General features: G+C 62.0%; 5 protein-coding genes and 1 pseudogene. 4 read left to right on the top strand and 2 right to left on the bottom strand.

Features of this window, described 5'->3' with window-relative positions; genetic code table 11:
• The 3 genes and pseudogenes from STE01S_RS02770 to STE01S_RS02765 form a co-directional block, all read left to right on the top strand.
• Positions 1 to 216: transposase (locus STE01S_RS02770; RefSeq protein WP_174531814.1), on the top strand; the 216-nt coding region annotated here is incomplete at its 5' end.
• A gap of 600 nt (positions 217 to 816) precedes the next feature.
• The gene (locus STE01S_RS20240) at positions 817 to 966 is read left to right on the top strand and encodes a hypothetical protein (protein WP_162928169.1); all 150 of its coding nucleotides are present in this window, start codon (positions 817 to 819) and stop codon (positions 964 to 966) included.
• A 77-nt stretch (positions 967 to 1,043) separates the two neighbouring features.
• A pseudogene (locus tag STE01S_RS02765) lies at positions 1,044 to 2,719 on the top strand (MFS transporter).
• A gap of 215 nt (positions 2,720 to 2,934) precedes the next feature.
• Here the strand turns inward: STE01S_RS02765 and STE01S_RS02760 are convergent.
• Both STE01S_RS02760 and STE01S_RS02755 read right to left on the bottom strand, forming a co-directional pair.
• Complete coding sequence (locus STE01S_RS02760) at positions 2,935 to 4,428, bottom strand: MFS transporter (protein WP_062764643.1); 1,494 nt, start codon at positions 4,426 to 4,428, stop codon at positions 2,935 to 2,937.
• Positions 4,429 to 4,530: 102 nt separating this feature from the next.
• A complete protein-coding gene (locus STE01S_RS02755) occupies positions 4,531 to 5,565 on the bottom strand; it encodes a LacI family DNA-binding transcriptional regulator (RefSeq protein WP_003047081.1) in 1,035 nt (344 codons plus the stop codon).
• Positions 5,566 to 5,872: 307 nt separating this feature from the next.
• Here STE01S_RS02755 and STE01S_RS02750 point away from each other — a divergent pair, with 307 nt between their 5' ends.
• On the top strand, positions 5,873 to 8,698 hold the full coding sequence (locus STE01S_RS02750) for a TonB-dependent receptor (protein WP_003047082.1): 2,826 nt from the start codon (positions 5,873 to 5,875) through the stop codon (positions 8,696 to 8,698).
• The last annotated feature ends 14 nt before the right edge of the window (positions 8,699 to 8,712 follow it).

Below are 8,712 nucleotides of genomic sequence, written 5' to 3'. Positions count from 1 at the left end.
CGGCTCAACAAGGAGGTCAAGCGCCGCGCCGACGTCGTCGGAATCTTCCCGAACGAAGACAGCATCATCCGCCTCGTCGGGGCTGTGCTGATGGAGCAGAACGACGAGTGGCAGCTCCAGCACCGATACATGCAGATCGAAGGCATGGCCGAACTCAACCAACCCATGATCGAGGAGGAAAATCAGCCCCTACACATCACCGCCAAAGCCGCCTGACGATGGCCCACGGCCACAGCCGAAATTACACCACCTTGACGGACGCGACCCCGTCCGCTTATTGAGCTTTGCAAGCGCCACAAGTTCCTCCATCATATTACGCGAGGGTGGCAGATTCGAAAAGTAATAAGGACGTAATAGAAAATCACCGCTTCGCAGGGTAGGTCGAGGATAGAATATCGTAGGCTGAAGTCAACAAAAGCTTGGTTTTTCGTACCTTGGCGTAGAAAAAGAAGCTCTGGGGTATTTGCAGTAATTTCTTGCCAAGGTTGGGGTCGAGGGTTCGAATCCCTTCGCCCGCTCCATCGCCGTTTGTACGGCGTGCCTCTCCAAACTACTCGATCATACGACTGAGATGGGCTTTAAAACCCTGTTGTCTCCAGCAAATTTGGGACGAAGGTTTGGGTCCGAACGCGAGTGTTTGAGCAGCCGACTTAAAAATATAGGAAAATCATAGCGCTATACGCGTATTACGTCGCATGCGAGGCAAATTCTGTCTCCACATAGTCTCCATATGACTCAGTTTCGGGGTTGTCCGCTAGGCGCCTCATCTCGGCCATTTGCGGCGTGCATCCCGGCGCCAGAAAGCGGACATTATATATGCTGCCCCAAGCGACCGAAAAGTTGGACGCTGGAGACTGTCCGGACTCGCGCTTCAACGCCGAGGATGCGCCGATCTTCCAGATCGCCGACATCGGGCTGGTTGGGGACCTCTTCGATATCGTACCGGATTTGACCCGAAAGATCTGAGTGATGGCGCTGCCCGTCCTAAGGAAAGCAATTCGCAGGCAGGGCGAGCACCACCTATTGCCTTCCTATTCGCGCTGATGGATTTGCGTCGCGCCGTCCGGTTCTGGTTTCGCGGATCACGGGATGGCGCGCCTGGCGGCACTGCGCCGCCGTCGATCGATGCGAACGACTTGGCGCTGCCGGAACGGACGTCCTCGCCGATGGCAATCCCGATTTTTCGCGCGGTCTGGATTGCAAGTCTCGTCTCGAATTTCGGGGCTCTCATCCAGCTCGTCGCGGCAGCGTGGATGATGACGATCTTGACGGCGTCGCCGGTCCTGATTGCGCTTGTGCAATCATCGACGACTCTGCCGCTCGTCCTTCTGTCGCTGTGGTCCGGGGCGGTGGCGGATAACCTCGACCGCAGGATCATATTGATCGTGGCCCAGCTGTTCATGCTGGCGACGTCGCTGTTGCTTGCGCTTGTTGCGTGGGAAGGCGGACTCACCCCCTCGATCTTGCTGCTTTTCACCTTCGCTATCGGCTGCGGCACCGCGCTCAACTCTCCCGCTTGGCAAGCATCCGTCAGCGACATGGTACCTCGCTCCGAGCTTCCCGCCGTCGTCGCGTACAACAGCATGGGTTTCAACATGGCGCGAAGCTTCGGGCCCGCGGTTGGGGGTGCGATCATCGCGGCCTGGGGCGTCGCCGCTGCATTTCTGATCAATGCCCTATCCTATATGGGGCTGATCGCCGTGCTGATCCGTTGGCGTCCGCCTCGCGTCGAGCGTTTGCTGCTGAGGGAGCCGATCGGATCGGCGATGCGTGCAGGGATACGCTACGTGCTAATGTCGCCCGCGCTGAGCGGATTGATGGCCCGCGCTGCATTCTTCGGAGTTGGCGCCGCTGCAATCCCCGCGCTTCTGCCGATTGCGGCAAAGAATTTTGCCGGAAGCCCCTGGGCTTATGGCCTGTTGCTGGGAGCGCTCGGGGGCGGCGCAGTCGTCGGCGCAAGCGTTCCTCCCTCGGCTAGACGGCGTTATAGCGCGGAGGCATCGGTGACGAGCGCCACGTTCGCGGTTGGCATGGGCACGATTGTTTTCGCGGTCAGTGAGGCATTGCTTTTGAGCTGCGCCGCTATCTTCGTCGTCGGGGCAGGGTGGCTCGTGACGCTCTCGACCTTCAATGTAACGGTGCAGCTTGCAGCTCCCCGTTGGGTCGTGGCGCGCGCGCTTGCGATTTACCAGACGATGGCGTTTGGCGGCATGACCGTGGGCAGCTTGTTGTTCGGCTGGATCGCGGAGCGCGCGAGCATAGAAACTTCGCTGGTCGCGGTCGGCCTCGTAATCTTGGCGTGTCTCGCCGGCGGACATTATCGCCCGCTTCGGGAGACCGAGGCGCGGGTCTCGATCCACTCGACAGCTGGCGCGAGCCGCGCATGGCGATCCCGGCCACAGCGCGAACCGGTCCGATCCTCATCGCGATCGAATATCGGGTCTCGCCAGCATGCGAGGCGCGGTTCCTGCGAGCTATCGCGGAACGCCGCCGTGTCCGGCTGCGGGATGGAGCGCGCGACTGGGAGCTGGTACAGGATCTTGCGAACCCCGAAATCTGGGTCGAGCAGTTTTTTGTTGCGACATGGGTGGAGTATGTCCGGCACAATCAGCGCCGCACCAAGGCGGATGCCGGGAACTGGGCCGAGCTGCGCTCATTCTCCGTAGGCGATGACGGGCCGCGCGTCCGGCGCTTCGTCAAGCGCGCGGCGGGGCGTTAAGCGAGAAAGGTGGCGGCGGTTTCTTGCCTTCGTCACGGCAGCCTGTCACCCGGCCGCGGGGCAGTTCGAGAAACATAGAGGACAACGGCCGCATCGTTGCACGGATACGCTAGTGCAGAGGCTGTCCACGTAATCACGTCACGACCACCACCTGCCTTCCCCAAAAGCCCGATGAGGGCCGGAACATTCGGCCGCGACCCGCAGCAGGGCGGCGGTTATTGGGTGATCGATGCCGTGTCGACACGCGCCATGGCGGCGAGCGCCATCATCAGGGCGAGCGCCGCAAAGGCCATCGTATAGATCGGCTCGCCGGGAAAAAACGCTTGCATGATCGACCCCATGACGGTCGCGACCAGAAGCTGCGGGATGACGACGAATATGTTGAAGAGACCCATGTAGATGCCGAGCTTTGCCTGTGGCAGGCTCGACGCAAGGATCGCATAGGGCATGGCAAGGACCGAGGCCCAGAAGATACCGATGAAAATTTCGCTGAAGATCAGCTGCGTCGGATCTCGCAGCAAAAAGAAACTCGCAAAACCGATCGCGCCGCAGGTCAGCCCCACCATGTGCGTCCGCGCCTGTCCCAGATGGCGCGACAACCACGGCAGCAGCGTCAGTGCGGCAACGGCCGCGACACCGTTATAGATCGCGAAGAGCTCGCCGACCCAGTTGCCCGCGGCCTGATAAACCGCACTGGCCGCGTCGGTCGTGCCGAAATGATATTGGGCGACGATCGGCGTGGTATTGATCCACATGATGAACAGCGCCGACCAGCTGAAGAACTGTACCGCCGCGAGCCGCTTCATGAGCGGCGGCATTCCCGCAAAGTCGCCGACGATGCTTGACAGCATGTTCTTTTCATAGCCGCGGCGCGCGAGCGCGATGGCAATCATGCTGGCCAGGCCATAACCGATCAACAGCGTGCCGAGCAGCAGCACCTCGCGCAGCAGCGCAAATTCGACCTGAATCAAGATGACTGCCAGCCCGGCGGCAATCCAGCCAACGTTGCCGATGTGGCTGCGCGACGCCAGCGCGCGCCCGGCCGGAGCATCGTCTGCATTCGCGGGTTCGAACGCAGCCATCTGCGCAGGGGTATATTCGCTGGTCGAAACGACGGTCCACAAAACTGCAAGAAACAGGGCTAGTCCGCCAAACCAGAAGGCATAGCGAACCGTATCGGGAATCTGCCCCGGTGGCGCGACATTGGCGACGCCTGCCGCCTCCATCAGCGCCGGGAACAACGAGCCGACGACCGCGCCGGCACCGATGAAGGCGGTCTGCACCGCATAACCGATGCTGTGCTGATCCTTGCGCAGCATATCGCCGACGAACGCCCGGAAGGGCTCCATCGAAATGTTGAGCGATGCGTCGAGAACCCACAGCATCATTGCCGCAAACCAGATGGACGGGCTTTCGGGCATGAGGAACAGCGCGATCGTCGCGAGCAGGGCGCCGGCAAGGAAATAGGGGCGCCGCCGACCAAGGCGGCCGAGCCAGGTACGGTCGCTCATGTGGCCGATGATCGGCTGGACGAGCAACCCGGTCAGCGGTGCCGCGACCCACAGTCCGGGCAATTTCTCGATATCCTCGCCCAACGATTGGAAAATGCGACTCATGTTCGCATTTTGCAGCGCGAAACCAATCTGGATGCCGAAAAAGCCGAAACTGACGTTCCACATGCCGGCGAAGCCCTGCCGCGGCTTTTCCATCATCTCTCTCCCATGGCCGCCGACGGCTGTTGTCGGCAAGACGTGTTGCAGCGGGCGGCGTGCGGGGCAAGCGCGCGGCAACCACGTATACGAATACGTTGACTAAACTGCTGTGCTTTGTCGCCTGATCAACCGGGCGGGCAACATGCGTTGCTCGACCGGTCGCCCGTCGATGCTGGCGAGAAGAGCATCGACAAGGAGCGTCCCTGCGCCCTTCATGTCCTGCATGACCGTCGTGAGCGTCGGTGAGGTCAGGCCAGCGGCGGGAATGTCGTCGAAGCCGATGATCGCGACATCTTGCGGGAGTTTCAGCCCTGCTTCGGAGAGTGCGCGCATTGCGCCGATCGCGATCAGGTCGCTCGCCGCGAAGATCGCGTCGAATCGCTTTCTGCCAGCGAGCAACGACTGCGCCGCGGCATAGCCCGATGCCTCCGAGGATATGGCGTCGCGTTGAAGCGCGGCATCTGGCACGATGTCGGCGGCACGAAGCGCCCGGCACAGACCGGTGTAGCGGTCCTGAAATTCGGGCGCATGGTCCGACGCATCGCCGAGGAAAGCGATCGCCCGGCGGCCTATTTCCACCAAGTGTGCTCCCGCCTGTTCGCCCGCGCCGACATTGTCCGACCCGACCGTCAACCCGATCCCCTCGCTCGACACCGAGCCCCAGCGAACGAAATTAGTGCCCATCTCGACCAGATGCTCGAGCTTGCTGAGATACAGCTGATAGTCGCCATAGCCGAGCAGGATGATTCCGTCCGACCGGTGGCTGTCCTGATAGGCGACGTGCCAGTCGTTGTGCATCTGCTGAAAACTGATGAGCAAGTCATATCCGCGCAGCGCGCATTCGCGGGTGATGGATCCCAGCATCGACAGGAAGAAGGGGTTGATCATCGATTCGTCGGGCGTCGGATCTTCAAAGAAGAGCAGCGCGAGCGTGTGGGTGCGTTGCGAGCGCAGGCTCGACGCATTCTTGTCGACCATGTAATTCAGTTCGCGTGCGATGCGTTCGATATTGGCCCGGGTCGCAGCGCTGACCGATTTGCTGCCGCGCAATGCGCGCGAGACCGTCGGCTGCGAGACGCCGGCAAGATAGGCGATGTCGAAACTCGTCGGCTTGACGGAGGGTGGTCGGCCCATGCTGTTCTCCCGGTCGCGGCGCCCTTATCGTTGGTCGCTCGGCGCGTACAAAGTAACCGGCGACCGCGGTCCTGCCAAGATTTTGCAAGTCCCATCGCGCTTCGAACAGCCGCTGTGGCATTTGGGCGACACGTCGGGAATGCGCATATTATGCGTATACGTATACCCTATGGCCCTCGCAGCCGATTGGCCTCAATTGCGAGGGCGAAAGATGGGATCATCCCACGCATCGGAGAGGATAGTCGCGGCTGGCAGCCGCTTCCCTTGATGCTGGGCGCGCGATCCCGTCGAAGCCAGGGGAGCATAGATGACAAACAACAAAAGCCTTCGCCGCGGCGCCAGTGCCCTCGCACTTGGCCTCGCCTCGATTGTCTTCGCGCCGAGCGTCGCCTTGGCACAGGATACCGGCGCTTCGTCTGCGGACGATTCGAGCGGCGAGGGCGAGATCGTGGTCACCGGCTTCAGCGCCAGCCTGCAAAGCGCCGTCAATGCCAAGAAGAACCGCGACCAGGTGGTCGAATCGATTTCGGCCGAGGACATCGGCAAGCTGCCCGACGCCTCGATCGCCGAATCGATCGCGCGCCTGCCGGGCCTGACATCGCAGCGCGTATCGGGCCGTTCGAACGCGATCTCGATCCGCGGTTTCGCGCCCGACTTCTCGACCACGCTGCTCAACGGCCGCGAACAGACCTCGACCGGCGACAACCGTGCGGTCGAATATGACCAGTATCCCAGCGAAGTCATCAACCAGGTGCTCGTCTACAAGACTCCGATGGCGTCAATCGTCGGGCAGGGGCTTTCGGGTACCGTCGATCTGCGCACGATCCGTCCGCTCGACTATGGCAAGCGCGTCATCTCGGTCGGCGGGCGGGGCAGCTGGGCCGAAATCGGCAAGCTGAACGCCGGGTCGAAGAAATATGGCTACCGCGTCAACGGGGTGTACGTCGACCAGTTCGCGAACGACACGCTGGGGATCGCATTGTCGGCAAGCTATGTCGACGAACCCTATCAGATCCAGGAATTCAACGCGTGGGGCTATGCCGGCGACGGTACCGCGGCGAACCCGGTGGTCATCGGCGGGTCGAAAAGCTACGCGACCTCGACCCAGCTGACGCGGCTTGGCCTGCAGGGCACGGTGCAGTGGCGGCCGAGCCCCAATTTCACCTCGACGATCGATGCCTTTTATTCGGACTTCAAGGACGACCAGATCAAGCGCGGCATCGAGCTGCCCCTCGCCTTCGGCGGCGCCGGGGTCAATGTCACCGACGTCGACAGCAGCGGCCAATATGTCTTCGCGCGGTCGGGCACCTTCACCAATGTCGAGGGGGTCGTGCGCAACGACGTCTTCGAACGGCAGGCAAAGCTCTACAGCTTCGGCTGGAACAACCGCTGGGAAGGCGACGACGGCTGGAACGTCACCGCTGATATCAGCCTGTCGAATACCGACCGCAACGAACTGATCCTCGAAAGCAATGCCGGCACCGGGCGCGGCGCGGGCGTCGGCGCGACCGACACGATCGGCTTCAGCAGCGACCGCAACGGCACCGTGTTCAGCCCCGGCCTGAACTATGGCGACTATGATCTGATCCAGCTCACCAGCCCGCTCGGCTGGGGCGGCGACCAGACCGGTGTCGACGGTACGAGCATCCGCGGCGGCCAGGACGGCTATTACAACAACCGCATCATCAAGGACGAGCTCTGGCAATATCGCGTCGAAGTCGAACGCGAGCTCGACGGCTTCCTGAAATCGGTGCAGTTCGGCGTGAACTATACCGATCGCAGCAAGAGCCTGGTTCCCGACGAAGCCTTTGTCGGTCTCGTCGCCAACACCGACGGCCTGACCAGCGTGCCGATCCCCGAACAATATCGCCTCGGCACGACCAACCTGTCCTACCTCGGGCTGGGCCCCGTCGTCAGCTACGACCCGCGCGACCTGCTCGCGGCCGGCATCTATCAGCTGGTCGCCAATCCCTATGGCGACGTCGTGGTCAAATCCTACGACGTGTCCGAAAAGCTGATGACCACCTATCTCCAGGCCAACATCGACCAGGAAATGGGCTCGTCGGTGCTGACCGGGAATGTCGGCGTGCAGGCGATTTTCACCGACCAGAACTCGAACGGTGCGAGCGCCGCCTATATCGGCCAGAATGCGAATGGTTCGCCGAACATCCAGGGCATCCCGCAGCGTGCGAGCACCGACTATGTCGATGTGCTGCCCAGCCTGAACCTGTCGCTGCGTACGGCCAGCGATTTCGTGGTCCGCTTCAGCCTGGCGCGCGAGATCATCCGCCCGCGCCTCGACGACATGCGCGCGTCGCTGAAATATGGCACGACGATCGGCGACGTCGGCAGCGGCGTCTGCCCCGTCGGCCGCCAGTGCGCCGTCGTCCGCGGCGACGCGGGCAACCCGGACCTGCGTCCGTGGCGCGCCAATGCCGCCGACCTGACGTTCGAGAAATATTTCGGGTCGAAGGGTTATCTGGCCGTGCAGCTCTTCTACAAGGATCTGAAGAGCTATATCTACAATCAGGACGTCGCTTTCGATTTCACCGGCTATCCGATCCAGGATCCGGGCCTCGACGTGAACGGCAATCCGATCATCGTGAACTATCTGGGCACCGCGAACGTCCCGATCAACGGCAAGGGCGGCAAGCTTTACGGCGTCGAACTGGCGGGTACCTTGCCCCTTGGTGAGCTGGTATCGGCGCTCGACGGTTTCGGCGTGACGGGCGGTGCGTCCTATACGAAGACCAAGATCCAGCCGACACCGGGTGCGCCGGCCCAGGATATTCCCGGCTATTCGAAATGGGTCGCCAACGGCACCGCCTATTTCGAGAAATGGGGCTTCAACGCTCGCGTCAGCGCGCGCTACCGGTCGAGCTTCATCGGCGAGCTGTCGGGCTTCGGCGGCAATCGTGTCCGTCGCCGCGCCCGCGCCGAGACGATCGTCGATGCCCAAATCGGCTATGACTTCCAGCCGGGCAGCGCGCTCGAGGGGCTGTCGCTCTTCATTCAGGGTCAGAATCTGACGAACGAGCCCTTCGTCACCGACGATCCGCGCGATAGCCGGGCGGTGATCGACTATCAGGTCTATGGCAGCCGCTACCTAGCGGGCGCTTCGTTCAAATTCTGAACCCTCCCTGACGG

The sequence above is a fragment of the Sphingopyxis terrae subsp. terrae NBRC 15098 genome (assembly GCF_001598815.1).
Classification (GTDB): domain Bacteria; phylum Pseudomonadota; class Alphaproteobacteria; order Sphingomonadales; family Sphingomonadaceae; genus Sphingopyxis; species Sphingopyxis terrae.
The sequence above is the reverse complement of the archived record's forward strand: the minus strand, read 5'-3'. Positions and strand labels throughout refer to the sequence as shown.

What these genes read in the sequence shown, in the direction of transcription:
- STE01S_RS20240 (WP_162928169.1), top strand. Translation starts at nt 817, where the DNA reads ATGCTGCCCCAAGCGACCGAAAAGTTGGACGCTGGAGACTGTCCGGAC.
- STE01S_RS02760 (WP_062764643.1), bottom strand. Translation starts at nt 4,428, where the DNA reads ATGGAAAAGCCGCGGCAGGGCTTCGCCGGCATGTGGAACGTCAGTTTC.
- STE01S_RS02755 (WP_003047081.1), bottom strand. Translation starts at nt 5,565, where the DNA reads ATGGGCCGACCACCCTCCGTCAAGCCGACGAGTTTCGACATCGCCTAT.
- STE01S_RS02750 (WP_003047082.1), top strand. Translation starts at nt 5,873, where the DNA reads ATGACAAACAACAAAAGCCTTCGCCGCGGCGCCAGTGCCCTCGCACTT.